Here is a 25,302-nt window from a genome sequence, read left to right as displayed (position 1 = left end):
CCAGGTCCGGTCTTGCCCTGTCTGTGTCTTTGGCTCGTGTTCTGCGCGAAGGCTCTTGTTCTGCACGAATGTATCAACCACCATAGTCAGTGATGAGCAATGATTTGAACCAAGAATTCTCCGGCGACCTCGTCGTCGGCCTCGACGCCGGCGGCACCCGCACCCGCGCCGTCCTCGCCGCCGCCGATGACGGCCGCTCCCTCGCCGAGGGCGCGGCCGGTCCCGGCAACGCCCTGACCGTCCCGGTGCCCCGCCTCACCGACCACCTGGTCGAGGCGATCGGCCAGGCCGTTCCGGAGCGGGCGCGCCCCCGGGTGGTCGCCGTGTCCGGCGGTTTCGCGGGCGCCACGGCGGCCTCCACCGAGGAGCCGGGACACGTCAACGCCCGCGCCGCCCTCACGGCGGCGCTGGAGCGCCTCGGCATCCCCGCCGCCCGGCTCCGCGTGTGCAGCGACATCGAGGCGGCCTTCGCCTCCGCCCCCGGCACCCCGGCCGACGGCCTCGCCCTGGTCGCCGGCACCGGCGCGGTCGCCCTGCGCATCACCGACCGCCGCTCCACGGCCACCGTGGACGGCGACGGCTGGCTACTCGGCGACGACGGCAGCGGCTTCTGGATCGGCCGCAGCGCGGTACGCGCGGCCCTGCGCATGGCGGACGGGCGCGGCCCTACGACCGTGCTGGCCGGGTCCGTCGGACAGGCACTCGGGGTGCCGGACGGGGAACTGCCCACCGGCGGCGACTGGTCCCACGCCCACCGCGAGGCCTACCGCATGCACGTACTCCCCGCCGTGATGGCCGAACTCCCCATCCGCCTCGCCCGGTTCGCCCCCCTGGTCGTCGAGGCGGCGGGGGAGAAGGACGCGGTGGCGGAGGCGCTTCTCGATGAAGCGGCCGACCAACTGACCGACACGGTCCGGGCGTTGGAGCCGGGCCCGGGCGAGCGGATCGTCGCCACCGGCGGCCTGCTCGGCCCCGAGGGCCCCCTGACGGCCCCTCTCACCGCCCGCCTCCACGCCCTCGGCCTGACCCTCGACTGGGTACCGGACGGCTGCCGCGGCGCGGTCGCCCTCGCCCGACTCGCCTACGACGGTGACTCCCGATGACCGACACCACCACCCCCGCCCACCGCGACCCCAACGCCCCCATAGGCGCCCGGGTTTCCGACCTCCTCGCCCGCATGACCCTGCGCGAGAAGGTCGGCCAGCTCAACCAGCGGATGTACGGCTGGGACGCCTACCGCCGCACCCCCGAGGGCTACGAACTCACCGACGCCCTGCGCGCCGAGACCGAGCGTTTCGCCGGACTCGGCGCGCTCTACGGCCTGTTCCGCGCCGACGCCTGGTCCGGCGTCGACCACACCAACGGCCCCGGCGCCCAGGACAGCGCCGCCCTGGCCGAGTTGGTGCAACGCCATGTGATCGAGAGCAGCCGACTCGGGATTCCGGCGCTGTTCGTGGAGGAGGTGCCGCACGGCCACATGGCACTGGACGGCACGGTCCTCCCGGTCAATCTGGCCGTCGGCGCCACCTGGGACCCCGGCCTGTACGAGCGGGCCGCCGCCCACGCCGCCGCCGAACTCCGCGCCCGTGGCGGCCATGTCGCCCTCGTCTCCGCCCTGGACATCGCCCGCGACCCGCGCTGGGGCCGCACGGAGGAGTGCTTCGGCGAGGACCCGCACCTCGCCGCCCGCCTCACCGAGGCGCTTGTCAGAGGCATGCAGGGCGACACGAGCGCCGGCTTCGCTCCCGACAAGGCTCCCGTCGTCCTCAAGCACTTCGCCGGACAGGGCGCCACGGTCGGCGGCCGCAACTCCGCCGAGTCGGAACTCGGCCTCCGTGAACTCCACGAGATCCACCTCCCCGCCGCCCGCGCCGGAGTCCGCGCAGGTGCCGCCGCCCTCATGTCGGCGTACCCCGAGGTCGACGGCCTGCCCTGCTCCGGAAACCGCGCCCTGCTGACCCAACTCCTGCGCGAGGACTGGGGTTTCGAGGGCCTCGTCATGGCCGACGGCCTCGCCGTGGACCGGCTGGCCCGCATCACCGGCGACAAGGTCTCGGCGGGCGCCCTCGCCCTCGACGCCGGTGTCGACCTCAGCCTCTGGGACGAGGGCTTCACCCACCTGGAGGAGGCGGTCGAACGGGGCCTGGTGGCCGAGGAGACGATCGACACCGCCGTGGCGCGTGTCCTCAGCCTGAAGTTCCGGCTGGGCCTCTTCGAACGGCCCTACAGCACAGGCGAGTTCCCTTCCCCGCGGCAGGGCAGAGAGCTGAGCACGGCCCTCGCCCGGGCCGCGATCACCCTCCTGCGCAACGACGGCGACGTCCTGCCCATCCCGGCGACCGTCTCCCGCATCGCGGTCATCGGCCCCCAATCAGCCACCGCGGCCCACCAGTCGGGCGACTACACGGCACCACAGAGTTCCGGTGTCAGCGTCCTCGACGGCCTACGGCACCTCGCCCCGCCCGGCACCGGCATCCGCCACGCCCCCGGCTGCGCCCTCACCGGCGACGACCTCTCCGGCATCCCCGAGGCGGTCGCCGCGGCCGCCGCGTCCGACCTGGCGGTGCTGGTGCTGGGCGGCAGCAGCGCCCGTACCCCCGACACGGACTTCGACGCCAACGGGGCCGCGCGGAACGCCGTTTCGGAGATGACGTGCGGAGAGGGCGTCGACCTCGCGGGCCTGAGCCTGGGCCGGGCCCAACTCGCCCTCCTGGACGCGGTCACCGCCACCGGCACACCCACCGCGGTCGTCCTGGTCCAGGGCCGCCCGCACGTCGTCCCCGAACGGGCCGGCGCCCTGCTCACCGCCTGGTACCCCGGCCCATGGGGCGGCGAGGCCATCGCGGAGGTACTGCTCGGCCGGGCCGAACCGACCGGCCGCCTGCCCGTGTCCGTCCCCCGCTCGGTGGCCCAACTCCCCGTCTACTACAACCACAAGGACACCGAGTACGGCGGTTACGTGGACGGTGACGCCGAGCCGAGCTACTCCTTCGGACACGGGCTGCCGTACACCAACTTCGCGTACGGTCCGCCGCGCCTCGCGGGGGACGTGATCGAGGTCGACGTCACCAACACCGGGAAGCGGCACGGGCGTTCGGTCGTCCAGGTGTACATCCGGCGGCTGATCACCCCGGTGTGGCCGCGCACGCTCGAACTGCACGCCTTCCAGGGCGTCGAGTTGGCCCCGGGAGAGAGCCGTAGGGTCGAGATCCCCTTCGGCACCGACCGGTTGGAGCAGGTCGGTGCCGTGGAGGTGCGGGTCGCCCAGTCCGCTCGGGCCGCGCTCGGCGTCGAACCCGTCGTCGTACGGCTCAAAGACCGACCGTTCAAAGCCTGACCGCTCAGAGTTTGACGGCTCCCGCCGACACGCCCTTGTAGAACCAGCGTTGGGTGATGACGAACAGCACCAGCACCGGGATCACGGAGATCACCGAACCGGCCATCACCACGCGCTGGTCGTAGCCGAACGACGAACTCTGCAACCGCGACAGGCCCAGCGTCAGGGTCATGTGGTCCTCGGAGCGGAGCACGATCAGGGGCCAGAGGAAGTCGTCCCAGGCGCTGATGAAGGTGTTGATGGTGACCACCATGATCGCGCCCCACGCGGACGGGAGATAGAGGTAGCGGAACCGCTGCCACTCGCTCGCGCCGTCCAGCATCCCCGAGTCCTCGATCTCGCGCGGTACCGCGAGGAACGCGCCGCGCATCAGCAGGACGTTGATCGCGCCGACGAACCCGGGCAGCCACACACCCACCACGCTGTCGACCAGGCCCAGGTCGCGGATGCTCAGGAACAGCGACACCATGATCGACTCGAAGGGGAACATCATGGAGGCGATCAGGAGGATCCAGACCGCTCTGCGGCCCTTCCATGCGGGCTTGGAGAGCATGTAGCCGGCCGTGGTGGAGAACAGGAGCTGGCTGCCGACCGAGAGAGCGACCACGATCAGGCTGTTCTTGATGTACGTCCCCACCGGGACCTGGCTGAAGACCTCGCGGTAGGCGTGCAGGGTCGGGTGGTGGGGCAGCAGGGAGGCGTTCGCGCCGAAGACGTCCTCGCCGGTGCCCTTGAGCGAGGCCAGGAACTGCCAGATCAGCGGGCCGACCGTGAGGCCCAGGACCAGGAGCAACAGCAGGTAGCGGACGAGGAGTTCACGGGGGCGGCCGTAGTCACGCCAACGGGGCGTCAGGCGGCGGGACTTGGGCCGCACTGCGGTCGTCGTCATGACTCGTCCTCCTTCGTGAGGCGCTGCGCCAGCAGGGTCAGGCCCAGGGTCAGAACGAACAGCGCCACGCTCACCGCCGAGCCGTAGCCCGCGTTTCCGGTGATGGGGTCCAGGCCGACGTCCCGGATGTAGAAGGGCAGCGTGCGGTCGGCGCCGCCGGGGCCGCCGGTGGAGCTGCCGAGCATGTAGATCTCGGTGAACACGCGCAGCGAACCGATGCCGGTGAGGGTGCCGACCAGCATCATCGCCTGTCGTACGCCGGGCACGGTGATGTGCCAGAAGCGGCGGGCGGCACCGGCGCCGTCCATGGAGGCGGCCTCGTGCAGTTCCTTGGGCACGTTCCCGAGGGCGGCGAGGTAGAAGACCATGTACCAGCCGAGGCCCTTCCACAGGGTGAGGCCCATCGCGGAGAGCAGGATCAGCCACGAGTCGGAGAGGAAGGGGATCGCCGACCTGATCAAGTGGGCTTTCTCCAGCCAGGTGTTGACCAGTCCGTCGTCCGCGAGCAGCCACTGCCAGCTCAGGCCGACGACCACGCTGGAGGCGAGCACCGGCGTGTAGAAGGCGGAGCGGAAGAAGCCGATGCCCGGGAGGTTCTTCTCCACCAGGACGGCCAGCAGGAGGGGCAGCAGCACCATCAGGGGGACGACGATCACGGCGTACAGGACGCTGTTGCGGGTCGCCAGCCAGAAATCGGAATCACCCAGCATGCGGGTGTAGTTGGAGAACCCGACGAAGCCCGCGGCGCCGCCGAGCGGCTTGGCGTCGGTGAACGACAGCAGCAGTGTGTTGAGGAACGGGAACACCCCGAACACCGCCGCGCAGACGATCGCGGGCGCGGTCCACAGCCAGGGCAGCCACCAACGGCGGTACAGCGCGGCCCCGTTGGCGCCGGGCGCGGGGCCGGGGAGGACGGCCCGGGCGATCCTGCGTATGCGGGTCGTGCCCGGTGCGGAGGCGACGGCCTCCGCACCGGGCACGGACACCGGCTTCACGGTCTGTGTCGCCACCATCAACCAGCCTGCTTCAGCAGCTCGTTGGCCTTCGCCTGGGCGTCCTTCACGGCCTGCGCCGCGCTCTTCTTGCCCTGCATGGCCAGCTGCACCTGACCAACGATGGCGTTCTGTACGGCCGTGGAGATGTTCGTCTGATAGGCGGTCGCCGTCTTCAGCTGCTCGGCGACGAGCTTGCGGGCCTGGGAGAACGGATCGTCACCGGTGGTCTTCTGGAAGAACGGGTCGTCCAGCGAGGACGAGGTCGTCGGGAAGATCACGACGTTCGGGTCCTTGCACCAGGCCGTCTGGTTCTCGGCGTTGGTGAGGAACTCCGCGAACGCCAGTGCCGTGGGGGCGTTCTTGCTCGTCGCGGCGGTCGCTATGTACTGCGGGGCGGCCGTGGTGTGGCCGAGCGCGTCGAAGGGCTGCTGGCCGACAGCGGTCTTGGTGTAGATCGACGGGCTGTTCTGCTTCACAAAGCGCACGAAGCTCGGGTTCGTCGAGCCGTAGGCGACCTTGCCCTGGCTGTAGAGCGTGGAGGGGTCGCTGTTGGACGACAGCGAGTCCTTCGGCATCGCGCCTTCCTTGTACAGCTTCGCCATCCACGCGACCCACTGGGCGGTCCTGGGATCGTCGGCGAAGACCGCCGACTTGCCGTCCGCCGAGAGCGTCTTGATGTTCATCTGGTCCCAGTCGGCCGGGATCCGCCAGACCGGGTTGGCCATGGTCGCGTAGTACTTGCCGTCGGCCTTCTTGGCGATCTTCTCGTAGTCGGCGAACAGCCCGAACATCGTTGTCGGCGGCTTCGCCGGGTCGATCCCCGCCTTCTTCAGCAGGTCGGTGTTGTACGTCAGGAGGACGCCGCCGGTGTACCAGGGCAGCACGCTGTGCACCAAGGTGCCCGAGGAGTCCTTCATGGTGCTGGACTTCCAGAACGCGGGGACGAACGGCTTGGCGGCGTCAGGGTCCTTGACGCCCAGATTGAGCAGGTAGCCGGCCTTCGTGAGGGCGGTCGCGGTCGGGGAGTCGACGTTGAGCACGTCCGGCAGGGTGCAGGCCTGGGCGTCGGCGACGGTGCGCTGTCCGAACGTCGCGTCGCCCGGATCGTCGATCCACTTGACCGACGTACCGGGGTGCGCCTTCTCGAAGGACTTGATGACCCCGTTGAAGAAACTCCCGAAGTCCTTCTTCAAGTTGGTGGTCTGGAAGGTGATGTCGCCCTTCACCTCGCCGGCGAGCTTCCCGGACCCCACGTTGCCCTTGTCGACCTTGCAGCCACCCGCGGTGGAGTCGCTGTCGCCCGAACCGCCGGACAGCCCGCAGCCGGCGGCCGTCAGGGTCAGGACGATGATCCCCACCATCGATCCGGTCAGTCTTCCTGTGCGCATCGCTGCCCTCCTGAGCACCAGCCAACCGCTGGTTCAATTAACCAACTTCGACCCCGATTGATGAAAAGGTGGACCAGAATTCATCGGAGGTCAATGGGTTCTCGTGTTGCTTTTAGGTTCCGGGAGTGATCAGTGCCGGTGTTCGTGGTCCGGGTGCGCCGGATCGCCGGGGTGCTCATGACCCACCGCGTACACGACCCCGGCCTTGGCCTGGTCCAACCAGCCGAAGAAGGCCCGCCGCCCCGCGGCCCTTCGCAACTCACGCGCGACACCCTCGCGGACCTGCCCGTACGGCACGAAGTCCTCCGATGACACCCCGTCGAACGGGTCCACACCGCGCTGTAGCGCCTCCGCCGTGAGGAAGCGGTCCCGGTTCCGGTCGTAGTACTCCCGCACGGCCTCCTCCGTGACCTCCTGCTCGCCCTCCAGCTCGGCCAGCAGCAGCCGGGCGGCCGGGGAGTGCGCGAGGGCCGCCGCGACGATGCTGCCGAGATCCGCGACATCGGTCTCGGCGACGGCGAGCACCCGATCCGGCGACACCTCTGCGGGAGGTTTCAACCCCCGCTCCGTACACGCCCGTTGGGCCAGCTCGTCGATGACCACCACCTGGGTCGCCCACCGCCGTCGCTGCCGCTCGGCCCGCGCGAGGCGCTCCGCTGGGTGGCCCGCAGCATGATGTCGGTCGTCTGCGGCGTCGTCGTGGCTGGTCGCGCAGTTCCCCGCGCCCCTTTGGGGCGCTGCCCGACCGCCGTGGAGCAGTGCGTCCACCCTCCCCTTGGGGACCATCTCGCCATGCACCACGGCCGCGTGCTCCGTCACGGCGTCACCTCCAGCGCGACCGCCTCCGTGTAGGCGACACACCCGTTCCAGGCGACCTTCGCGAGCAACCAGTACGACCCCGGCGGCACCAGTGAGCCGTCCACCTCGATCAGGCACTCCTCCTCCGCGCCCCCGGCCACCGTGAACCCCTGGCAGCCCGGCCCGACCCCGGACCAGGTGCCCCACGAGGAGACGGCCCAGAGGGTGCCGTTGACGGGCCCACGGGTGGTGTTGCGGACGGTCACGGGCACTTGGACGCGCTCGCCGGTCCGCACGCTGATCCGCTCGACTCCCAGCGTGGACACGAGCGTCGGGCCGTGCTGCCCGCCCGCCACATCCAGCGCCACGGCGTCCTCGTACGTCTGCCCGCCGTACGACAGCCGGGCCGCGAGCCAGTGCCGGCCGGGTTCCGGTTCCGGCGGCGGTGTCACGGTCACCTCGGCCAGCGTGAACCCGCCGGGGCCCAACGCGTACGGCAGTTCGGCGGGTTCGGCGGTCCAGCCGGGCGGGACCTCGACCCGCACGGTGCCCGACACCGGCGCGTCGGTGAGTTCCGAGCCGACCCGGACGGTCGCGGTGACGGGGCCTGACACGGTGAGGGTGCCGGGGGTGAGGTACACCGACACGGGCATGTTGCCGCGAGGCGCGGGGCCGGAGTTGTGGAGCCAGTAGCGGGTGTGGACGGGTTGCGCGGGCTCATGTGCCGCGATTCCAGGACCCGTTGAGGGCTCGGCACCGGTGGTCGCCAGCACCGTCGCGACCTCGAAGCCGGTCAGGTCGACGGCCAGCCCGCCGTCCCGTTCCGGCGTCAACTGCTCGCCGGGCGCCTCCAGTACGTCGGACCGGGCACCCTCGGCCCAGTCGCGCGGCCCGTGTATCCGGGCCCGCACGGGCCGACCGTTCACCTCGTGCATCCGTACGACGACCCCGCGCCCCGGATCGACCGGCACCGCGCTGCCCCGGGCCAGCGGGGAGCCGAGCGGCTTGAGGGCGTCGAGCACGACCTCGCCCGCCGGTTCCAGGCCCAACAGGGCGAACTTCCTCGGCAGGGTGCCCTGTTGGGTCGAGGTCCGTACGCGGGCCGTGAAGGGGTGGTTGAACTCGTGTCCGGCCTGGGGGAGTCGGGCCTCGCGCCAGTCACCGGCGCCCGCGACCACCGCGTACTCGAACTCGTGGGTCCAGCGCTGGAGTTGGAAGGCGGAGCCGTCCGGTGCCGTGCGGCGGGGCGGGTCGACCCAGATACCGGAGGGCCAGCCGGTGCAGGAGCGCATGAGGGACATGTAGAGGTCGCCGGAGGAGGTGACGACACAGCCGGGCGTGCCCCGGTTGAGCACGGCGAAGCTACGGCCGTCCCAGGCGTCGCCCGGCGGCAGGGCCTCGCAGCCGCCCGCCGCCGTGGCCGTGAGGACCGCGTCGTCGAGGTCGGCGACCAGCGCGTCGACGGCCTTGGCGTCGTCCTCGTGGCGGGCGCCCGCCACCACGAGCAGCGGCAGCCGTTCGAGGTCGCGCAGATCGGCCCCGGGCACCCACTCCTCGCGCAGCCCGGCACGCGGCGCGACCCACACCACCGCCACGCCCCGTTCGGCCAGTTGGCGGCGCACCTCACGCCCGGCGGCCGGGTCCCAGCCGAGGGCCTCGGCGACCACGGAGTTGCGCTCGGGCGCGCCCACCGCGATGCGGAAGTCCGGGAGATTGGAGTCGACTTCGAGGTCGCCGTAGCGCGGACCGCCCGCGATCGTCGAGGTCGCGGTGACCCCGGCGCGGACGAGCGCGGCCGCGAGCGGCGTACCGAGTTCACCGGCCTCGTCCCAGTCGGCGTAGACGAGTTCGGCGACGCCGATCGACCGGTGGCCGAGCAGCCGCCCCGACTCGTCCCGCACCGCGACCCGGGCGGTCGACCCCAGCCCGAACCAGGTGTTCGCCGGGTTGTCGAGCGTCCACGGGAACTCCTCGCTGTCCACCTCCACGAACCCGAACCCGCGCCCGATCACCGCGTCCGCCACCTCGTGCACCGGCAGTCCGCCGGTCACGTCGGACGGCCAGCGCACCCGGATCAGCCGGTCGGCGCCGTCGTACCCGTCGATGGTCGTCGTCACGTCGAGGCGCGGGACACCCGCCCACAGCGTCAGCCGCTGCGTGTACCGGAACAGTCCGAGGTCGGCGGTGACGGTGATCCGCGAACCGGCGGGGGAGTGCCGGACATCGATGTCGGCGGTGACGTCCCGGCTGCGCGCGGCGGTGGTTCCGGTCGGCGTGAGATGCCACGGCCCCTCGCCGAAGCGCGGGTGCCGCGCGTACTCCTCCTGTACGACGAGTTCGTTGCCGATGTCACCGGCGCGCAGCAACTCCCGGCCGTCCTCGGCCAGTTCGCGCAGGCTGCTGACGCCGCCGCCCCGCGCGGGGTCGACCGTCACCTCGTAGAACTCGTTGCGGATGGTGAGGCCCTCGCCGGGTGTCCACCCGGGTACCGAACCCTCGGCGAGCGGGAGGGCCTTGAGACCCATGCCGGGTACGTCCGGTACGACGACGCGGAGTCGGTCGCCCTCGCGTACGGCGGGCAGCGGCAGGCCGGTGTCGTCCAGCGGGACGCGGCCCGGGTCGGCGACCGTGAGGACGTCCCGGCGCTCCCAGGTCGCCGGGTTGAACACCACCAAGTCATCGGTCGCGCCCGGAAGTCGGGCCACCTTCGCGGCCAGGGCGTCCGTCGCGTCGGCGTGCACCGTCTCGGCCAGGTCGTACAGCTCGCGCCAGCCGGTCATCAGGTCGATGTACACCTGGTCCGACTCGGAGCCGGTGATGGCGTCGTGGTGGGCGCCGTAGATCAGCTGTCGCCAGGCCTTGTCCAACGCCGCGTCCGGGTACGGGTGTTGGGCTACGAGTGAGGCGAGGGTCGCCCAGGCCTCGGCGTCGGCGAGGAGCGTCTCGCCGTAGCGCTGGGCCTGCTTGGTGTCGATGTAGGAGACGTCCTTGCCGGTGTAGATCGGGTTCATGTCCCGGGTCTGCGGGGACGCCCTGCGGCCCTCCTCGGCCAACTGGTCGCGGACGGCGGCGAAGAAGTCGCGGGGGATCGCGCTGACGAAGCGCGGCGAGACGTAGCGGGCGTTCCAGTCGCGGTGGATGTCCATCACCCAGCGGCACGGGGGCGCGTAGTCGCCGCCGACCGGGAGCAGGACGTTGCGGGTCAGCGCGACCTTCTTCAGCCCCTTGAAGAGCTTGAGGGCCGCCGTTTCCGCCTCGGGGAGCGTGGGTGCGTTGTCGATCGCCCAGCCGGCGCCGTAGTGGTTGACCATGTAGGCCGTGAGGAGCCCGCGCCCGGAGGGGGCGATCCAGCTGAACTCGGCCGGGAACTGCATGCGTTGGGGGTCGCGTGGTTCCTCGCCGAACACGGACAGCGTCGGGCCCCACTGGTGGAACGGACCGCGCGCCCACGAGCTGGAGGTGACGCCCGCGTCCGCCATCAGGCCGGGGAACTGCGGGTCGTGCCCGAACGCGTCCAGCTGCCAGGCGGTTTCGGGCGAGGCGCCCAGGATGCCGCGCTGGAAGCCGTCCCCGTACAGGGCGTTGCGTACGGTCGCCTCGGCGCCGGTGAGATTGGTGTTGGGCTCGTTGTAGGTGCCGCCCATGATCTCGACGCGGCCGGTGCGGATCAACTCCCGCAGGAAGGCCCGCTCTTCGGGGAAGGCGTCCCAGTACGGCTTGAGGTAGTCGACCTCGGCCAGCACGAAGGTGTACGCGGGGTCGCGGCGGGCCAGGTCGCAGTGGGCGCGGACGAGGCTCATGCCGGACTGGCCGCGGGAGTCGAAGGTGCGGGCCGGGAGGCCGGTGGAGGCGGGGTCGTCGGCGACGTCCCAGGTCTCGGTGTAGGCGCCCTGGGTGTTCCACCAGACGGGGTCGTAGTGGAAGTGGCTGACCATGAACATGGTCCAGCCGGGCTCCGCGGCCGTGAACTCGGCGGTGAGCGTGGCCAGTTGGTCGCCGTCGGCCGCCGTCACCTCGATCGCGCACCGTTCGCCGGGCGCGAGGTCCGTAGTTATGGGTATCTCGACGTGCGCGGTGCCGTCCTCGCCCACGACCGTGTCCGCGGTGCCGTGCAGACCGGGGCCCTCGACCGTGAGGCGGACCGGCCGGCCGGGGACATGGGTCACTTCGGCGGCCACCACCTGGAGCGGATGCTCGGCGGTGCCGACGAACAGCTCGGTCGACAGGGCAGCGGTGACGCGCATGGGTCTCCTACCAGAGGCTCGGCGGAGCGCCCATCCTGACACCGCGAAGATGATTCAAACAACCATCCCCGCGTAACTTCGGTGGTTCATCCATGCAGACTCGGCCGAGATCACGGCCGGGTCTCGGCTGGGATCACCGGCCCCTGCGGGACTTCACCGTGTGCTCCCCGGCGATGTGGTCGGTGAGGGCCAGGGAGGCGCTCGCGCGCTGGTAGGAGAGCTGCGCGATGCGGACGTAGAGGCAGTCGATGAGGACCAGGACGGAGTGGCGGGCGCCGATGATGCCGGTGGGGAAGCTGGTCGCCGAGGACGAGGAGATGAGCCGGATGTCGGCGGCGCGGGCGAGTGCGGAGCGCGGGTCGGAGGTGAGGGCGATGGTGGTCGCGCCGCGCTCCTTGGCGAGTTCGAAGGGCTCGATGGTCTCGCGGGTGGAGCCGGAGTGGGAGATGCCGATGGCGACGTCCGCCGGGGTGAGCAGGGCGGCGGAGGTGGCCGCCGCGTGCACCTCGGTCCAGCCGCGCACCGCGCAGCCGATGCGGAACAGCCGGGTCTCGGTCTCCTGGGCGACCGCCCCGCTGCCGCCGATGCCGTAGACGTCGATGCGCCGGGCGCGGGCGGCGGCCGTGGCCGCGCGCTCCACCGCGTCGAGGTCGATCCGGTCGATCGTCTGCTGCACCGCGCGCAGGTCCGCGCTGCCCACGACCTGCACGACCCGCTCGAGATCGTCGTCCGGGGAGATGTCCGGGCCGATCTCCGCGGTGCCCCAGTCGGAGACCTCGCCGCGGCCGCGCTCCTGGGCCAGTTCGATCAGCAGATGCTGGTACGAGTCGAGGCCGACCGCCCGGCAGAACCGGGTCACCGTCGCCTGTGAGGTGCCGGTGCGGCGGCCCAGCTCGGCGGCCGAGCAGTGGGTGACGGCGGCCGGATCCTCCAGGATCAGCTCGCCGACCTTCCTCAGTGAGCCGGCCAGCCGGGGCAGCTCGGTGCGGATGAGGGTGGTGACGTCTGTCGGGGGCATGTGCAGAAGGTATCAGCCACCCCAGAGGCCATCGATTGAATACCAGGACCGCATGTGATTTATTGATTCATTGATCTAGGAAGAACAGGTGGTTTGATCCACCGGTGGGGAGAATCGCGTGTCCGCCGAGTCCGTAAGCGCCGAGACCTTCGCGCGCGAGAGCCTGGCCGTCCTCCAGCACATCACCGAGTCCAGCCGCGAGACCGTGTCCAGAGCCGCCGAACTGATCGCGGAGTGCGTCCGCACGGACGGCGTCATCCAGGCCTTCGGCACCGGCCACTCCCAGGCCATGGTCCTCGAACTCGCGGGCCGCGCGGGGGGTTTGGTGCCCACCAACCGCCTGAGCATCGCCGACCTCGTCCTCTACGGCGGTGACGCCCCGAGCGTCCTCGACGACCCGCTGCTTGAGCGGCAGGCCGGAATCGCCGAGCGCCTCTACGACCTCGCGGCGCCCCGCCCCGAGGATCTCTTCGTGATCATCTCCAACTCCGGTGTGAACAAGGTGATCGTGGAGATGGCCCTGCGCGTGAAGGAGCGCGGCCACCGACTTCTGGCCATCACCTCGCTCGCCCACACCCGCGCCGTCCCGGCCGGTCACCCGAGCGGCAAGAAGCTCGTCGACCTCGCCGACGTCGTCCTCGACAACGCGGCCCCGCGCGGCGACGCGCTCCTCGAACTCCCCACGGGCGGCGCCGTTTGCGCGCTGTCCACGCTCACCGGCGCGATGCTCGTACAGCTGTCGGTCGCGGAGGCGGCGGCCCAGCTGCTCGCCTCGGGGGAGCGCCCGCCGGTGTACGTCTCGGCCAACGTGCCCGGCGGCTTCGAGGGCAACCTGGAGCTGGAGAAGCGGTACGAGGGGCGAATTCGCCGTACCGCGAGCTGAGTTGTCGTAGCGGCGCGGTGGAGACGAGCGGCCGGAGCCCCCGGAACCGGGCCGCGGCCGCTCGTCGTCCCGCGCTGCACTTGACGAGAGTCAGACGGGAATTGCTGGAATCACCAGGTGATGCTAGACGCGGTGAATGCATCATTCAATGGGGGTTAGCCGGTACTCGGCCAGTACTCACCCGGTACTCACTCAGCCCGTGCGGAGCACCGTCGGGCCCTCCTCCGCGATGCGGTCGACCACGGCCGACGGCAGGCCCTCGTCGGTCACGACGGTGTCGAGCCGGTCGAGCCCGGTCACGGTGAACCGCTCCACCGTGCCCCACTTCGTACTGTCGGCGAGCAGCGCGACCGAGCCGGCCGCCTCCATCACCGCCTGCTTGAGCAGCACCTTGTCCATCGAGAAGCTCGTGATGCCGTGGGCCAGGTCCCAGGACCCGGCGCTCAGGAAGGCCAGGTCGAGATTGATCGCGCCGACCGTCCTGGCCGCGAGGGGACCGCTGCTCGAACCGCTCGACACGTCGACCTCGCCGCCGGTGTGGACCGTGTGCACGGACGGCAGTTCGCACAGGGCGAGAACGGCGTGGAAGTCGTTCGTCACGACGGTGAGGTCCTTGCGGCCGGCCAGGAACGGCACGACCGACTGACAGGTCGTCCCCGCGTCGAGGAACACCACCATGCCGTCCTCGACGAGCTCCGCCGCCCGCCCGGCGATCGCCTGCTTGCGGGGCATCTCCAGCGCCGCGCGCGACGCACGCTCGCGGGGCGGCACATGGCCGGTCCAGTCCGCGAGCCTGACCCCGCCCTGCACCGAGACCACCTGGCCGCTCTTCTCCAGCGCGGTGATGTCCCGGCGCACCGTCATGTGCGAGACGTTCAGCGCCGCGGTCAGGTCGTGGATGCTCAGCACCCCGCTGCCCCTCAGCAGGCGCAGCAGCTCCTGATGACGTTGCTCGGGGATCAGGGGTGCCCTGCTCAATGCGTCTCCTCGAAGCCTGGGTGCCATGACGGCGGATCGGGGTCAGCCTAACTTCGTGTGACAAGGGGCGTGACAACGTGTGAATTCATGTTCTAACGTGTGCTCCCATGGTAACAAAGTTTAACGCCCTGGAATCAATCACCGGTACGGGCGCGCTGCTCATCGTCCGCCTCGAGAGCGCCGAGGAAGCCCTCGCCGTCTCGGAAGCGGCGATCGAGGGCGGCATCCGGGCCCTGGAGATCACCCTCTCCGTGCCCGGAGCGCTGGACGTCATCAACAAGCTCTCCGAGCGCTACGGCGACGACGGCATCCTGATCGGCGCCGGCACCGTCCTGGACGAGCACTCCGCGTACGAGTGCCTCTCGGCGGGCGCCCGCCTGCTGGTCAGCCCCAACCTCAACCCGGCCATGCTGACCACCGCCAACCGCTACCAGGCCGTCACGGTCAGCGGGGCCTACACCCCGACCGAGATCGTCGACACCATGCAGGCCGGCGCCGACATCGTGAAGCTCTTCCCCGCCGAGTTCGTCGGCCCGGCCTACGTCCGCACCGTCCGCGCCCCGCTCCCGCAGGCCCCCCTCATGCCCGCGGGCGGCGTCACCGCCGACAACGTCAAGGAATGGTTCGACGCCGGCGTCGTCGCGGTCGGCGTCGGCAGCTTCGTCACCAAGGCGGCCCGCGCCGACGGCGACTACCGCCACGTCACGGACGCCGCTACGACGATGCTCCGGGCCATCGAGGGAGCGCGGGCGTAACTCCCGCTCCCCACAAGGCATTTACCGCACCGCACCGCTCAGCACCGCCGAGTACCGCTCAGCCCCACCCCGTCCCCGCACCACACGTCCCCAACACCCGCACGGTGGTTCCCCGAGGAGCTCTCCATGGCTCAGCAGTCCCTCACCCCCGAATCCCTCGACCTGGGCGACACCGCCCGCCGCGCCTCGATCCGTATCCGCTGGGCCCTGGTGGCCCTCCTGGTCATCGGCGGGGTCGTCAACTACCTCGACCGCGCCACACTGAGCGTCGCCAACACGACCATCGCCGGTGAATTCGGCCTGAACGCCACCGAGATGGGACTGCTGCTCGCCGCGTTCTCCTGGCCGTACGCCATCGCCAACCTCCCCGCCGGCTACCTCGTCGACCGCTTCGGCCCCAAGCGGATGTACGCCTGGGCCGCCGGACTCTGGTCCCTGATGACGATGGTCACCGCCGCCGCGCACTCCTTCGGACTGCTGTACGCGGCCCGGGTCGCGCTCGGGGTCGCCGAGTCGCCGTTCTTCACGGCCAGCCTCAAGGTCAACGAGCGGTGGTTCAACAAGGACGAGCGCGCCCTGCCGATCTCGATAGTCAACACCGGCTCACAGATCGCCAACGCCATCGCCCCGCCCATCCTCACCGGACTGCTGCTGACGTTCGGGTGGCGCGGCATGTTCGTCGCCGTGGGTGCCCTCGGCATCCTCGTCATGCTGGTGTGGCTGCGCGTGTACCGGGACCCCACGCTGCGCGAGCAGGCCGTCATCCGGGGCGAGGAGTTGGCACAGGCCCGCGCGAACGAGCAGGCCAAGCCCGCGAGTTGGGGCGCCCTGTTCCGGCAGCGCAACACCTACTTCATGATCCTCGGCGCGTTCGGCATCTTCTACACGGTGTGGGTCTACCTGACCTGGCTGCCCAGCTACCTCCAGACCTCCCGCGGCCTCAGCCTCTCGCAGACCGGCTGGCTGTCCTCGCTGCCCTACCTCTGCGGCATCGTCGGCGTCCTCTTCGGCGGCTGGCTCTCCGGCCGGCTGATCCACCGCGGCCACTCCGCGATCGTCTCCCGCAAGGTCCCCATCGTCGGCGGCGCCGTACTGGCGGCCGCCGCGGTCCTCCCCGTGGCATACGTCCACAGCACCCCGGTCGCGCTCACCCTGCTGTCCCTCGGCTACTTCGCCGCCCAGGTCCCGATGGGCTGCCTGTGGACGCTGGCCTCGGACATCGCCGAGTCGCACCAGGTGGCCTCGCTGGGCGCGATCCAGAACTTCGGCGGCTTCCTCGGCGCCGCGATGGCGCCCATCGTCACCGGTGCGATCCTGGACGCGACCGGCAACAACTACACGTACGTCTTCCTCGTCGGCGGAGCACTCCTGCTGCTCGGCGGAATGTCGTACCTCTTCTTCGTGAAGGACCGCCGCGCATGACCGCCGCTCCACGGGTCCACTTCGTGATCGGCCCCGCCGGGTCGGGCAAGACCGGCGTGGCGCGGCTGATCGCCGAGCTGGGCGGTGCCGCGTACATCGACAAGGACACGGCCTGCACCCGGCTCACCGAGGCGCTCCTCGACCTCGCCGGCACGGACCGGAACGAGCGGGACCTCAACCCGTACTACCAGTCCGTGGTGATGGACCTCGAATACGCGACCATCCTCGACCTGGCCGCCGACAACCTGCGCCTCGGGCGCCCGGTCGTCCTGGACGCCCCGTTCGGCCGCTACTTCTCCCAGCCGGACTACCTCGCCGAAGTGACATACCGTCACGACTGGCCGTCCGACGTCGAGTTGGTCGTCGTCCAGGTGCGGGTGGACAAGGACACCGCCCGCGAACGCGTCCGGGCCCGCGGCTGCGCCCGGGACCTGTCCAAGCTCGCCGACTGGGACACGTTCTGGAAGACGGCCGAGGCCAACGAGTGCCAGTGGGCGGACGGCCGGCGGCTGGTGTTCGACAACCGCGCCGACGGCGTGACGGCGGACGCGGTCGCCCACGCGCTGGCGGAACTGGACCGACCGGGCCCTTGAGCAGGCTCGGGGAACCGGACCGGCCAGGCCCTTGAGCGGGCTCAGTCGCGTCGCGCCACCAGCCGGTAGGCGTTCGACACCCCCAGCCGGTGCGACAGCCGCTTCACCACGAACCGGTCGAGGAGCGTGCCCAGGATCAGCGCCGGGATCCCCGCGATCAGCACCGCCGCGCGGCCCGTACGGGCCGGCCCCGTCGGGGGCTTCGGCAGCCACGGCAGGTTGTCCCGGGGCGCCGCCGTGTCCAGGGCCAGCCAGGTGCCGGCCAGGAGATCGACCGGGTCGTGGGGCTCCGCGTGCTGTTCCGCCACGACCGTGAAGCCCAGGTCGGTGAGCCGGCGGCGCAGGTTCTCGACCGGGATGAAGTGCAGGTGCTGGGGCTGGAGCCACGGCAGCCACCAGCGCCCGAGGAGGCGGGAGTAGCGGCTGTCGGGGTTCGGGACCTCGATCAGGAGGTGGCCGCCGGGGCGCACGGCCTGGTGCGCGGCGGCCAGTTCGCGCTCCGGCTCCGTGCTGTGCTCCAGGTAGTGGAACATGCTGACGACGTCGTAGTGGGCCGAGAGCCCCGGGGCCAACTCGGGGAAGCTGCCCCGGTATCCGCGCTCCACCCGCCCCGCCTGCTCGGCGAGTTCGGCGCCGTCCGTGAAGTCGAGGCCGTCGAAGGTGGTGTCGGGATACACCGTGCGCGCCGACTCGCAGAAGTGACCGTGGCCGGTCCCGACGTCCAGCCAGTTCTTGGGAGTTGGGGAGTGCGGGAGCAGTGACTCCGCGCGCTGCTCGTACATCTTGGTACGAGCGGCGAAGGTGTTGCCCAACTGCTTCTCGCCCAGGCCGTCGTAGAAGTCCCGGTAGTAGAACTCCAGCCCGGCCGGGCTCAGTCGGGGATTCTGGAAGGTGTGCCGGCAGTCCTCGCAGCGGTCCAGGACGAAGGTGCCCGGCTTGTGCTGGATCAGGTCCTTCGTGCGCAGCCGGGTCTTCAGCCGGGACGAGTCGCACCAGGGGCAGGTCTCGCGCCGGGGTTCGAAGAAGCGGTCCAGGCCGTCGGCCAGGTCGGCCTGGTAGGCGGGGCGCAGAGCCGCTACCTGGTCGTTGCGGCTCGGCGGCTTGGGGGCGTCGTCGTTGCTCACGGAGTCTCCTTCGGGGCGCCGGTGGCCAGCAGCTCCAGGTGGGTCGCCGCCGCGCGGGTGCCGCCGGCCGCGCGGAACGCCGTACGGATGTGGCCGGCCGCGGCGCGGTGGTGGGGTTCGTGGAGTACGGCGTCGATCGCCGCGCCCAGTCTGGGGGCGGTGACCCGGCCGAAGCGGACGCGGATGCCGGCGCCCGCGCCGGTGACCTGCCCGGCGATCACCGGCTGGTCGTCGCGGATCGGCGCCACGACGAGGGGGACGCCGTGCCACAGCGCCTCGCACACCGTGTTGTGCCCGGCGTGCGAGACGACCGCGTCCGCCCTTTCGAGGAGCGGGAGTTGGGGGATGGAGGGCAGGACGAGGATGTTCTTGTCCTGCTCGTCCGATGCGCCCAGCGCGCCTCCCGGATCCGCGATCACCGCCTGTACGCGGTCCGTTCGTGCCCGCAGTGCCGTCACGCACTCCGTGAGGAAACGGGCGCCCACATCGGTGTTGGCGGTGCCGAGGCTGACCAGCACCAGGGAGCGGGCCGGGTCCAGCCAGTCCCAGGGGAAGTCCGGCGCGGCCGGGCGGGGCGCGATCGACGGGCCGACCCAGCGGATCTGCTCGCCCTGCCGCGCTTCGGGGCCGACGAGCTCCGGGGTGCTGAACGCGAGCACGAGATGCGGGGAGAAGCGAGGGTCGGCGGTGCCGGACGGATCACCGATGCCGGTACGGAGTCCGTGCAGCAACTCGTCCAGCCAGAGGGCGACTTTGGGCATGCCCGCCAGTACGTCCGTGAACTCTGCGGAGGTGGTCGCCGAGGTCGCCCACGGCACGCCCAGCCGTTCCGCCACCAGCCCACCGGCCAGGGCCTGTTGGTCGGCGACGACCGCGTCGGGCCGGAACTCCCCGACGGCCGCGGCGACTCCGGGCGCCATCTGCTCGGCGAGCGGCGCGAGAAAGGCCTCCCACAGGAACTTCAGGGCCTCGGGACCACGGATGTCGGGCGGGCGTACTCCGTCGCCCTCCCCCGGTACCGGCCCGGCGCAGGGGAACACGCGCGCCGGCTCGCCCGCGAGCCGCCGTACGAGATCGGGGTCGGCGCAGGCCCACGCCAACTCGTGTCCCCGTGACGCCAGTTCGGCCGCCACGCCCACCGCCGGGTTGATGTGGCCCACCAACGGCGGGGCGACGAACAGGAACCGGCTCACCGGACCGCCGCCGCTGGTGCGGACGCCGGCGCACTTGTCTCCTGGATCCTCGCCTCCTGGATCAGGGAGAGGATGTGCCCGCCGACCGTGCCCGCCGCCTCGACCAGTACGGAGTGCTCGTGGCCGGGGACGACGACCGTCCGGCAGTCGGGCAGCACGGACTCCAGCCACGGTGCGAGCAGGGCGAGGTCCGAGTCGCCGCCGTAGACGCCGAGCACCGGGCAGTGCACCGCCCGGATCTGATCCTCCGTCAACACCCTGCTCGCGGGGATGTCCTGGGAGAGGGAGGTCTCCCGGGCCAGCCGGGCGGCGCCCTTCGCGAGGCGGGCGGTGTTGTGGCCGCGGTTCGCGCTGATCCAGGCGATCGCGTCGTCCTCGTTGTGCGCCAGCTGGTGCAGCACACGGTCCAGGATGCCGCCGAGCTTCGGTGCCCAGGCCGTGGTCGCCGGTTCCGACTCGATGAGGGAGACGCTGGCGGCCCGCTCCGGATGGCGGGCCGCGTAGCCGAACGCGACTGTCCCGCCGTAGGAGTTGCCGACCAGATGGACCGGGCCGGTCACCTCCAGGCGGTCGAGCAGCGTCTCCAGGTCGTCGATGTTGTCGTCGAGGGTGTAGCCGGTGGCCGGGCGCCCGCTGCGGCCGTGGCCGCGCAGGTCGTACATGACGACGTCGACGCCGGCCAGCGCGAACGGCGGGGCGATGGTGAAGTAGTAGCTGGCCAGGCTGTCGGTGAGCAGACCGTGCACGAGCACCGCCGTGGCGGTGACCGGGCGTCCGTCGGGCGGGCTCATCCGCTGTACGTGCAACCGGAGTTGACCGGTGTCGACCATCGCCATGGCTCAGCCCGCCTCGGCTGCCTTGAGGCTCTGCACGACGTACTCCACGAGCCGGCCGACGGTGAGTTCGATGATCTCGTCGAACTCCATCCCGGCCAGGAACTCGGCGAAGTTGACCTTCGTCCCGTAGTGCTCCTGGAGCAGACCGGCCAGGGTCACCAGGTCGATGCTCTCCAACTCGAGGTCGCGGTTGAAGGTCGTCGTCATGGTGATCTCGACGTCGTCGACGCCGTACTCGTCCTCCAAGAGTGCGGTCAGCATGCCGGTGAGGTCGGCGAGGACGCTGTCCTCGGTGGTGGGGGTCATCGGTCGTACTCCTCTTCGTGCGCGGGTCCCGTCGTCCAGGCCACGACGTAGGTCCTGTCCGGCAGGCTGGGGGGATTGCCGGCCGGTTCGTAGTGCACGGTGTAGGCGCGTTCCAGGCGCCCCGACACCAACAGCCGTGATCCGGAGACCACTTGGAAGACGGCGAAGTCACGCGGCCGTCCCCGGAAGCCGGTGCCCTCCGCCTTGGCGACCGCCTCCTTCGCCGCCCAGAAACGGGCGAACCACAGCGCCTCGGACTCGCCGGTGGCCGCCAACTGAGCACGCAGGAGCGCCAGTTCCTCCTCACCGAGAGCGGTGGTGAGGGTGGTGGCGGGGCGTTCCACGACCTCCTCGATGTCGATCCCGGGGCCGGGACCGGGCACATGCGGCCGTACGATCGCGACCGCCGCCTCGGCGCGATGGGCCAGCGAGACGTCCAGCGGAGGCAGGGTCCGGCCGTGCAGACCGGTGACGTACGGGCGGCCCGACTCGTCGTTGTGGACCCGGATCTCCGCCGGAAAGACCGGCCCCTCGCCATCGCTCCACAGCCACTGCCGTACGGCGTCCTTCACCGCGATCCGGCCCAGCAGCCACTGCCGGCGCCCGCGCGGCGGATGCTCGGCGTACTGCGAACGCTCCACGCTGCTCAGGGAGTTGCGCATGATCAGGTCACGGGAGGCGAGGTCGGGCCAGCGCTCGTTCAGCAGGGTCCGGCCGCCCGGGCGGGCCTCGGAGAGGGTGTTGCGCTCCGGGAAGCGCTCGACGGGCTTGGTCTGCGGGTCGTTGTCGAAGCGCCGGTCCTGCCAGCCGGTCAGCTCCGCCCACACCTCGCCGCCGACCGTGAGCTGTACGTCGGCTTCGAGCGCGGTGTCGGTGAGCGAGGTGATCCGCACCAGGCACTCCACCTCGGTCCCAGGGCGCGGATGGGGGCCGTAGAAGCGCATCTCCCGCATGCCGACCGGGAAGACGACGGTGCGTTCGGTGCGGGTCGCCATGATCCAGTAGCCGAGGATCTGGCCCACGTTGTCGAGCAGGGCGCCCGGGGCCGGGGGTGTGGTGATCGTGCCGCGCACATGACGGTCGCCGATCGCGGTGAGTTCGGTGACTCCCTGGAACGCCGGGCCGTGGAACATCCAGCGCTCGTCGTAGAGATGGGCCGCGGTGTGGTCGGGGACGCGTTCGGTGGCGGGGTCCGGGCGGGGGTGCGGCGGGGGCGATACGGCGTGGGCGGGGGCGAGTTCGACCACACCGCGGGCGTGCGGGCCGAAGGAGACGGCGAGTCGGCCGGGAGTGTCCGCGACTACGCGTACCGGTACGTCGATCGAGGGCGTCGCCGTCAGCCAGCGGTCGAACCTCGCGTCGTGCACGGCGACCGCGCGCATACCGGGAGCGGTCCGCTCCGCCGCCTCGATGATGTGCTGGACGATCGTGGTCGCGGGCACGACCGGCCAACGGTCGGCCACATCGGGCCAGTTGGGGCGCTGCGGGAAGAAGCAGTGGTCCATGAGGTAGGGCATGGACCCGGGGGAGACGTGGACCGTGGTCTGCCATTCCCGTGGGGGAGCGGGAGGGGCGGCCGCGAATCGGGGTGCGGGGGCGGGCGCGGTCGGTGCGCCACGACGGCTGCCCGCGCTGATGAGTTGGGCGGCCGTGTCGGCGGTGTCGCGCATGAGGGCGTGCAGTTCGGCGGCGGCCGGGAAGCGGTCGGTGAGGGCGTCGAGGGGGGACAGGGCGGCGAGGGCCGGCGGGAGCGCGGCGGCCGGTGTGCGGAGTTCCGCCCGCAGCTTCACCAGGGTCGGGGCGTCGAGGGACACGAGCGCGCCGTCCATGTCGAGCCGCACCGGGGTCCGTTCCAGTCGTTGAGCCGGCTTCTGCGGGGCCAGTGTCGTCGGGTCCACCGTCGCGCCCGCCGACCACAATGCCGTGGCCACGCGCCGGAGTTGGGCCAGTCCGGAGCGGTGGGGCGAGTTGGCGGCGACGACCAGGTGATCGCGTCCGCTCAGGGTCGCGTCGATGAGGGAGCCGAGCTGACCGGTGCCGACCTGGACGAACGCGCGGTGGCCGGCGGTGTACATGGCCTCGACGAGCTGGCGGAAGCGCACGGGTTCCAGGAGGTGGCGGATGAAGAGCTCGCGTACCGCCTTCTCGTCCGAAGGGAACGGCGAGGCGGTCGTTCCCGACCACAGAGGGACTGTCGGAGGGTGGAGGCGGAAGCGGTTCGTGGCCTCTTCGATCGGGGCGAGATAGGGCTTCAACATCGGTGTGTGGAAGCCGGATTGGAACGGGAGCACCTGGCTGAGGACGCCCTGCGCGCGGAAGGACCGCACGAACTCGTCCACGGCCTTGTCCGGTCCGCACACCATCGACTGGCCCGGCGCGTTGTCGTGCGAGAGCACGATCCCGGCGTCCGGCCAGTCGGTCGCGAGCGCCGACAGCACGCGCTCCGCCGGGGCCCCGATCGCCCCGAAGGCGAGGCCGGGGACCGACACCGAGTCGGGGTCGAACGCCTCCATGAAGTCGCTGACCTCGTCCGGCGAGTACACCCCGGCGGCCGTCATCGCCGTCCACTCGCCGACGCTGTGTCCGGCGACCGCGTCCGGGACGACACCCATCTTGCGCAGCGCCGCGTCCAACAGCCGCCCGACGCCGACCACATCGAACCCGTGGCGGCCGACATCCCCTACCTGTGCGGGAGTTGCCGACCGGGTCTCACGCAGTCCGAAGTGCGCGGCGACGTCCTCGACCCGGGGCGTGAAGTCGCCCTCCAGGCCCGGGAAGACGAAGGCAAGCTTTCCCGCGCCGGGCCCGATCAGCGGGCTCGGCGTGAACCACACATCGCTACGGCCTTGCCAGGCCCGCCCCTTGGCGACCGCCCGACGGGCCAGCGCCAGCCGTTTGGCGTCGGGGGCGACGATGCCGAGGCGGGAACGGCCCGAGGTGGCGGGGGTGTTGTCCGCGGTCAGGAGGGCGGAATCGTCCGCGTCCAGCAGCGCGGCGAGAGCCTCGGGACTGTCGGCGGCGAGCATCAGCACGCGTTCCGGTTCGGCCACGGAGGCTGTGCGAGCGGGGGCGTTCGTGCGTTCCGGTGCGTCGACTGCCGCCGCCGAACGTGACGCGCGCGCCCCCGGCGCCTCCTCCAGCACCACATGCGCGTTGATGCCGCCGAACCCGAACGCGTTGACGGCCGCCCGCCGCACCGGCTGTTCGGCAGTCGTCTCCCAGGGTGCCGCCTTCTCCAGCGGACGGAACCGCGTTGCCGTGAGGGCGGGGTGCGGGTCGTCGCAGTGCAGGGTCGGCAGGAGCATGCCGTGGTGGACGGCGAGGGCTGCCTTTACCAGGCCGGCGACCCCGGCGGCCGGCATCGTGTGGCCGATCATCGACTTCACCGAGCCGATGACCGCACGGCCCTGGGATGTGCCCGTGTCCCCGAACACCGCGGCCAGCGTGGCCAGTTCGGCCGCGTCACCGGCGGGCGTCGCCGTGCCGTGCGCCTCAAGGAGGCCGATGGAACCGGGCAGCGCGGGGTCCAGTCCCGCCGCCTGCCAGGCCTGGCGTACGGCGTGGGTCTGGCCGGTCGAGTCGGGGTTGACGAGGCTCGCGGCACGGCCGTCGCTGGACACGCCGGTGCCGCGGATGACGGCGTAGATCCGGTCGCCGTCCCGCTCGGCGTCGGCGAGGCGCTTGAGGACGACGACTCCCGTGCCCTCGCCGATCAGGATGCCGTCGGCGTCGCGGTGGAAGGGGCGGATGCGCTGGCTCGGGGAGAGCGCGCGCAGCTGCGAGAACACGCTCCACAGCGTGATGTCGTGGCAGTGGTGGACGCCTCCGGCGAGCATCAAGTCACAGCGCCCGGCGGCGAGTTCGGTGACCGCCTGATCGACGGCGATCAGTGAGGACGCGCAGGCCGCGTCCACGGTGTATGCCGGGCCGCGCAGGTCGAGGCGGTTGGCGACGCGGGACGCCGCGAGGTTGGGGACCAGCCCGATGACCGACTCGGGACTGTCGGGGCCGAGCCGCTCGGTGAACGCCGTGCGGATGCGGTCCAGTTGACCGGGGTCCAGGTCGGGCAGCAACTCGCCCAGCGTGCGGACGAGTTGGCCCGCCGTACGGACCCGCTGGTCGAGGCGGACCAGACCCGGGGTGAGATAGCCGCCCCGGCCGAGCACGACGCCGACGCGCCGCCGGTCGGGCAGCCGGGACTCGCCGCCCGCGTCGGCGAGGGCGGCGGCCGCCACGTGGAGGGCGATGAGCTGGTCGGGTTCGGTGCCGGGCACCGAGTTCGGCATGATGCCGAACCGGGTGACCTCGACCTCGGCCAGCTCGTCCACGAATCCGCCGCGCCGGCAGTACACCTGGTCGGCCACGGCCGGACCGTTCGCGGAGTCCGGCCGGTAGTAGTCGGCGTCCCAACGCCCGTCCGGTACTTCGCTGATGGCGTCCGTGCCGCCGAGCAGATTCCGCCAGTACGCGTCGAGGTCGGCGGCGCCGGGGAGCAGCACCGACATGCCCACGATGGCGACCGGCACTTGACGGTCCGTCATGG

Annotated in this window: 18 protein-coding genes; 6 read left to right on the top strand and 12 right to left on the bottom strand. The window is 71.3% G+C overall.

Annotated elements, in window-relative coordinates:
- Positions 1-92 precede the first annotated feature (92 nt).
- Together OG714_RS13720 and OG714_RS13715 are read left to right on the top strand one after the other, a co-directional pair.
- Positions 93-1,103: an N-acetylglucosamine kinase gene (locus OG714_RS13720; RefSeq protein WP_406120912.1), complete on the top strand. Its 1,011-nt coding sequence runs from the start codon at positions 93-95 to the stop codon at positions 1,101-1,103.
- A complete protein-coding gene (locus OG714_RS13715) occupies positions 1,100-3,337 on the top strand; it encodes a glycoside hydrolase family 3 N-terminal domain-containing protein (protein WP_406120910.1) in 2,238 nt (745 codons plus the stop codon). The genes OG714_RS13720 and OG714_RS13715 overlap by 4 nt, the downstream gene beginning before the upstream one ends.
- 4 nt (positions 3,338-3,341) lie before the next feature.
- Here OG714_RS13715 and OG714_RS13710 read toward each other — a convergent pair whose 3' ends face one another.
- The 6 genes from OG714_RS13710 to OG714_RS13685 all read right to left on the bottom strand — a co-directional run bounded on the left by OG714_RS13710 (position 3,342) and on the right by OG714_RS13685 (position 12,669).
- The gene (locus tag OG714_RS13710) at positions 3,342-4,226 is read right to left on the bottom strand and encodes a carbohydrate ABC transporter permease (RefSeq protein WP_406120908.1); all 885 of its coding nucleotides are present in this window, start codon (positions 4,224-4,226) and stop codon (positions 3,342-3,344) included.
- Positions 4,223-5,239 carry a carbohydrate ABC transporter permease gene (locus OG714_RS13705; RefSeq protein WP_406120907.1) on the bottom strand — a complete coding sequence of 339 codons (1,017 nt, stop codon included), beginning with the start codon at positions 5,237-5,239 and terminating at the stop codon, positions 4,223-4,225. The genes OG714_RS13710 and OG714_RS13705 overlap by 4 nt, the downstream gene beginning before the upstream one ends.
- Positions 5,239-6,609, bottom strand: a complete 1,371-nt coding sequence (locus OG714_RS13700) for an extracellular solute-binding protein (RefSeq protein WP_406120905.1) — start codon at positions 6,607-6,609, stop codon at positions 5,239-5,241. The genes OG714_RS13705 and OG714_RS13700 overlap by 1 nt, the downstream gene beginning before the upstream one ends.
- 129 nt (positions 6,610-6,738) lie before the next feature.
- Positions 6,739-7,428, bottom strand: a complete 690-nt coding sequence (locus OG714_RS13695) for a peptidyl-prolyl cis-trans isomerase (RefSeq protein WP_406120903.1) — start codon at positions 7,426-7,428, stop codon at positions 6,739-6,741.
- Positions 7,425-11,651: an NEW3 domain-containing protein gene (locus OG714_RS13690; RefSeq protein WP_406120901.1), complete on the bottom strand. Its 4,227-nt coding sequence runs from the start codon at positions 11,649-11,651 to the stop codon at positions 7,425-7,427. The genes OG714_RS13695 and OG714_RS13690 overlap by 4 nt, the downstream gene beginning before the upstream one ends.
- A gap of 133 nt (positions 11,652-11,784) precedes the next feature.
- A complete protein-coding gene (locus OG714_RS13685; RefSeq protein ID WP_200713152.1) occupies positions 11,785-12,669 on the bottom strand; it encodes a MurR/RpiR family transcriptional regulator in 885 nt (294 codons plus the stop codon).
- A 118-nt stretch (positions 12,670-12,787) separates the two neighbouring features.
- On the opposite strand from OG714_RS13685, the gene OG714_RS13680 reads away from it, so the two are divergent.
- On the top strand, positions 12,788-13,552 hold the full coding sequence (locus OG714_RS13680) for a sugar isomerase domain-containing protein (protein WP_406120899.1): 765 nt from the start codon (positions 12,788-12,790) through the stop codon (positions 13,550-13,552).
- A gap of 192 nt (positions 13,553-13,744) precedes the next feature.
- On the opposite strand, the gene OG714_RS13675 is transcribed toward OG714_RS13680, so the two are convergent.
- Positions 13,745-14,530 carry a DeoR/GlpR family DNA-binding transcription regulator gene (locus OG714_RS13675; RefSeq protein WP_406120897.1) on the bottom strand — a complete coding sequence of 262 codons (786 nt, stop codon included), beginning with the start codon at positions 14,528-14,530 and terminating at the stop codon, positions 13,745-13,747.
- 107 nt (positions 14,531-14,637) lie between these two features.
- Here OG714_RS13675 and OG714_RS13670 point away from each other — a divergent pair, with 107 nt between their 5' ends.
- The 3 genes from OG714_RS13670 to OG714_RS13660 all read left to right on the top strand — a co-directional run bounded on the left by OG714_RS13670 (position 14,638) and on the right by OG714_RS13660 (position 17,300).
- Positions 14,638-15,285, top strand: a complete 648-nt coding sequence (locus OG714_RS13670) for a bifunctional 4-hydroxy-2-oxoglutarate aldolase/2-dehydro-3-deoxy-phosphogluconate aldolase (RefSeq protein ID WP_406120895.1) — start codon at positions 14,638-14,640, stop codon at positions 15,283-15,285.
- Between the two features lie 126 nt (positions 15,286-15,411).
- Complete coding sequence (locus tag OG714_RS13665) at positions 15,412-16,707, top strand: MFS transporter (protein ID WP_406120893.1); 1,296 nt, start codon at positions 15,412-15,414, stop codon at positions 16,705-16,707.
- Complete coding sequence (locus tag OG714_RS13660) at positions 16,704-17,300, top strand: AAA family ATPase (RefSeq protein WP_406120892.1); 597 nt, start codon at positions 16,704-16,706, stop codon at positions 17,298-17,300. Before OG714_RS13665 ends, OG714_RS13660 begins: the two co-directional genes overlap by 4 nt.
- A 41-nt stretch (positions 17,301-17,341) precedes the next feature.
- Here OG714_RS13660 and OG714_RS13655 read toward each other — a convergent pair whose 3' ends face one another.
- The 5 genes from OG714_RS13655 to OG714_RS13635 are packed head-to-tail and all read right to left on the bottom strand — an operon-like array spanning position 17,342 to position 25,300.
- Positions 17,342-18,424: a class I SAM-dependent methyltransferase gene (locus tag OG714_RS13655; RefSeq protein ID WP_406120890.1), complete on the bottom strand. Its 1,083-nt coding sequence runs from the start codon at positions 18,422-18,424 to the stop codon at positions 17,342-17,344.
- Entirely contained in the window at positions 18,421-19,617 is a 1,197-nt protein-coding gene (locus tag OG714_RS13650; RefSeq protein WP_406120888.1) for a glycosyltransferase, read from the bottom strand. Before OG714_RS13650 ends, OG714_RS13655 begins: the two co-directional genes overlap by 4 nt.
- The gene (locus OG714_RS13645) at positions 19,614-20,453 is read right to left on the bottom strand and encodes an alpha/beta fold hydrolase (protein WP_406120886.1); all 840 of its coding nucleotides are present in this window, start codon (positions 20,451-20,453) and stop codon (positions 19,614-19,616) included. The genes OG714_RS13650 and OG714_RS13645 overlap by 4 nt, the downstream gene beginning before the upstream one ends.
- A 3-nt stretch (positions 20,454-20,456) precedes the next feature.
- On the bottom strand, positions 20,457-20,759 hold the full coding sequence (locus OG714_RS13640) for an acyl carrier protein (RefSeq protein WP_401937774.1): 303 nt from the start codon (positions 20,757-20,759) through the stop codon (positions 20,457-20,459).
- The gene (locus OG714_RS13635; protein ID WP_406120884.1) at positions 20,756-25,300 is read right to left on the bottom strand and encodes a beta-ketoacyl synthase N-terminal-like domain-containing protein; all 4,545 of its coding nucleotides are present in this window, start codon (positions 25,298-25,300) and stop codon (positions 20,756-20,758) included. The genes OG714_RS13640 and OG714_RS13635 overlap by 4 nt, the downstream gene beginning before the upstream one ends.
- Positions 25,301-25,302: the final 2 nt, after the last annotated feature.

Origin of the sequence: Streptomyces sp. NBC_00989 (genome assembly GCF_045162655.1) — a bacterium.
GTDB lineage: Bacteria > Actinomycetota > Actinomycetes > Streptomycetales > Streptomycetaceae > Streptomyces.
This window is presented reverse-complemented; position numbering and strand designations above follow the sequence as displayed.

Excerpts from the sequence above, each read along its gene's own strand:
- OG714_RS13720 (WP_406120912.1), top strand. The coding sequence starts at position 93 with ATGAGCAATGATTTGAACCAAGAATTCTCCGGCGACCTCGTCGTCGGC.
- OG714_RS13715 (WP_406120910.1), top strand. The coding sequence starts at position 1,100 with ATGACCGACACCACCACCCCCGCCCACCGCGACCCCAACGCCCCCATA.
- OG714_RS13710 (WP_406120908.1), bottom strand. The coding sequence starts at position 4,226 with ATGACGACGACCGCAGTGCGGCCCAAGTCCCGCCGCCTGACGCCCCGT.
- OG714_RS13705 (WP_406120907.1), bottom strand. The coding sequence starts at position 5,239 with ATGGTGGCGACACAGACCGTGAAGCCGGTGTCCGTGCCCGGTGCGGAG.
- OG714_RS13700 (WP_406120905.1), bottom strand. The coding sequence starts at position 6,609 with ATGCGCACAGGAAGACTGACCGGATCGATGGTGGGGATCATCGTCCTG.
- OG714_RS13690 (WP_406120901.1), bottom strand. The coding sequence starts at position 11,651 with ATGCGCGTCACCGCTGCCCTGTCGACCGAGCTGTTCGTCGGCACCGCC.
- OG714_RS13685 (WP_200713152.1), bottom strand. The coding sequence starts at position 12,669 with ATGCCCCCGACAGACGTCACCACCCTCATCCGCACCGAGCTGCCCCGG.
- OG714_RS13670 (WP_406120895.1), top strand. The coding sequence starts at position 14,638 with ATGGTAACAAAGTTTAACGCCCTGGAATCAATCACCGGTACGGGCGCG.
- OG714_RS13665 (WP_406120893.1), top strand. The coding sequence starts at position 15,412 with ATGGCTCAGCAGTCCCTCACCCCCGAATCCCTCGACCTGGGCGACACC.
- OG714_RS13660 (WP_406120892.1), top strand. The coding sequence starts at position 16,704 with ATGACCGCCGCTCCACGGGTCCACTTCGTGATCGGCCCCGCCGGGTCG.
- OG714_RS13645 (WP_406120886.1), bottom strand. The coding sequence starts at position 20,453 with ATGGCGATGGTCGACACCGGTCAACTCCGGTTGCACGTACAGCGGATG.
- OG714_RS13640 (WP_401937774.1), bottom strand. The coding sequence starts at position 20,759 with ATGACCCCCACCACCGAGGACAGCGTCCTCGCCGACCTCACCGGCATG.
- OG714_RS13635 (WP_406120884.1), bottom strand. The coding sequence starts at position 25,300 with ATGACGGACCGTCAAGTGCCGGTCGCCATCGTGGGCATGTCGGTGCTG.